At 50.6% G+C, this 2,215-nt stretch carries 2 protein-coding genes; both read left to right on the top strand.

The window, feature by feature from the left end:
- Positions 1–546 precede the first annotated feature (546 nt).
- Positions 547–1,449: a helix-turn-helix transcriptional regulator gene (locus ACXJ5O_RS25280; protein ID WP_457302310.1), complete on the top strand. Its 903-nt coding sequence runs from the start codon at positions 547–549 to the stop codon at positions 1,447–1,449.
- Positions 1,450–1,947: 498 nt separating this feature from the next.
- A partial coding sequence (locus ACXJ5O_RS25275) for a hypothetical protein (protein WP_457302309.1) occupies positions 1,948–2,215 on the top strand: 268 nt, incomplete at its 3' end.

The raw sequence follows: 2,215 nt of genomic DNA, 5'->3' as shown, positions 1-2,215 counted from the left end.
TATCAATAACTGCGGGATATTGAAAAAGTCAGGGCATTTTTCGGAGAAGCCTTACGCTGCGCATGAAATTGATCCGGGTTTTCCACCAATTGCAGGAAACACTAGGTTCAACCGCATTGCGCTTTACTATCGCGATTTCGCGCGGCTAATGCGTGCCATGTGCCCGTTGTTCTAAACAATTGGATTTAGAAAAGGCGTGTTTGGCACGTAATAACTTGTCTTGGCGGTATTCACTTATATTGTTGCACGCGGATGCTGACCACGCTAACTGCGGAGAGCAGGCATATGCACGCTGTTACATATGAATTCATCCTGAAAACAATCGAAACGCTTTACGATGCTGCCCGCGACGAACAGGCCTGGCCGAGTGCTGTCGAACAGCTAAGGCTTAACCTGAATGGTTCAAAGGCGTGCTTCACTCGCCAGGGCCCCGATCTACATCCGGGCGACGCGGTTTCCACGGAATTCGATCCGGTTTTCATTGATCTTTATCTAAAGGAGTTCACCGAAAACAACGAGCTTGTCGATGCGACCCTCGATGTTCCCATGGGCCAGATTTACAGCGATCACGCTTTGGTGGGACATGATAGACTGAGACGTTCACGGATTTGGAATGAATGGATGGCGCCACAGGACATGTATGGCGGCCTTGCATGCAAGGTCATGAATTCAGGATCATCTGTGTGGTTCTTCGATGTCCAGCGTGGACGAAACCAATGCTCTTTCGACGCGCAGGATGTTGACGTTATCCAAAAAATCCTGCCGCATTTTAAGCGAGCAGCTGAACTCACGCATCGGCGGCACATCAATGAGGCGATGTCGTCTGGACTTCAAAATCAGATGCTGGGTGTCGTCATCATCGATGCCGGTGCGAATATCATAGTGAAAAACGAATTTGCTTCCACATTGCTGCAACTGGCCGGTGGGCCTCTGTTAATAAAGCACGGCCGGATTGTCGTACCAAATCTTCAGGCGGGGCTGGAACTGCAACGACTTATCCAGGCGGCATGTTCCGTAAGGCATATTGCAAATATCAATCATCGGAGCAAACACATAGGCGGCAAGGTGCTTCTGCATTTCGGCGGCAACGGATCTTTAAAAAGGCGGCTCCTGATTTCGGTAGCCCCTGTGGCGGATCCATCGCGACTGGGGCCGGGGTTGCTGCACTGTGCAGAGTTATTGATTCAGGAAGTCACACTCGAACTACCGATTGGCTTTGAAAGAAATATTTCGGACCTATTCAAGCTTACGCGCGCAGAAGCGCGGCTCGCAGCACTGCTCGTCTCAGGCCAAAGCCTCAAGGAGGCTGCCGCGGACGTTGGAATAGGGTTTGGTACCGCCCGGAACTATTTGATCAGGATATTCCGCAAGACCGGTACCAACCAGCAAGGTTCTCTCATAGCCGTCCTCAAAAGTATCCAGCCGTTCTGTGCAGCCAATGCCGTTTAGAACCGTCTCTACCCGAGCGCCTGGAGTTTCCAAGAGCCAGCGCTGGTACAGACATTGGTCACGCTGAAGGCGGTGATAACAGCTTAACGTTGCCGTTAACGTTATAATGGATTTCAGGCAGGCTAAACAGTTTGATGCATTTTGATATCATATGGCATCTATCCAGATGTTTTTCTCAGGTGCACATTCCAAAAATAACGTGATCCGGGGGTCAATCCTATCTGCACATACGCTGCTGGCTATCGCTTTCCGATTGGCTGGAACGGTTGATCGCTGCATATCGCAGGCTCAGGCTCTCACAACAGTTGTAAATGGCATTCGAAAATGGCGAGAAATTCTCGTCAGACAAGGGTTCTTGTCCAATGTGGTGTTTGACTTTTCGTGAAAGGAAAGGTCGTCATGCCTCCGAAGAAGTCAAAAACCAAATCGTCTCTATCGACGCGTAGACGCAAATCCGCCAAATCGACGATTGCAGAGCCTTTGGCCGCCGGGAGAGCCGTGGGCGACGTCATTGTCGATTCGGGTATAATTATTCCCGACATTACGGTGTTCACACCGGACCCGAACCAGAATTTCTTTGATTCAAATCGCAAGGGCAGCGCGGTGGTCAGGCCACGCGATATGCTTGTATTGCGGTTTGAGCTCAGTAATTTAACTATTTCGCCGGGATCACCGCCGCACCTGAAAAAGATCAGTGCCGGTGCGGCCAATCTCATCGTGCATTTCCCCCCGCAAACCATCACGGAGGAGAACTTCTACGAAAAGC

It is taken from the genome of Phyllobacterium sp. P5_D12, from assembly GCF_054049495.1.
Note: the sequence above shows the minus strand (reverse complement) of the source record. Positions and strands in the feature narration are given on the sequence as shown.

Excerpts from the sequence above, each read along its gene's own strand:
- ACXJ5O_RS25280 (WP_457302310.1), top strand. The coding sequence starts at position 547 with ATGGGCCAGATTTACAGCGATCACGCTTTGGTGGGACATGATAGACTG.